General features: G+C 64.0%; 1 protein-coding gene and 1 pseudogene. One reads left to right on the top strand and one right to left on the bottom strand.

Features of this window, described 5'->3' with window-relative positions:
• A pseudogene (locus ACLBX8_RS32315) lies at window positions 1-127 on the top strand (IS3 family transposase); the annotation flags it as partial.
• Between the two features lie 33 nt (window positions 128-160).
• Here ACLBX8_RS32315 and ACLBX8_RS32310 read toward each other — a convergent pair.
• The coding region (locus ACLBX8_RS32310) for an IS3 family transposase (RefSeq protein WP_447716487.1) at window positions 161-253 on the bottom strand (93 nt) is incomplete at its 5' end.

The following is a 253-nucleotide window of genomic DNA, read 5'->3' as shown; positions in this document are numbered from 1 at the left end:
CGAGCATGTCATGGACGTCCTGGACGTCTCCGAGCGCCGCGCTTGCAGTGCGCTCGGGCAGCATCGCTCGACCCAGCGCAAGGTGCCGCGGGGCAGAGACGACGAGGCGGCGCTGACCGCCGATCTTTGATCCTCCCTCGGTGTCGCGGACACAGAGAGATCATTTCGTGGTCCTCTCGGCTTGCTCGGGCGTAAGATAGCCGAGTGCCGAGTGGATGCGTTGCCGATTGTAGTAGCCCTCGATGTAGGCGAA

It is taken from the genome of Methylobacterium sp. D48H, assembly GCF_053345715.1.
The sequence above is the reverse complement of the archived record's forward strand: the minus strand, read 5'-3'. Positions and strand labels throughout refer to the sequence as shown.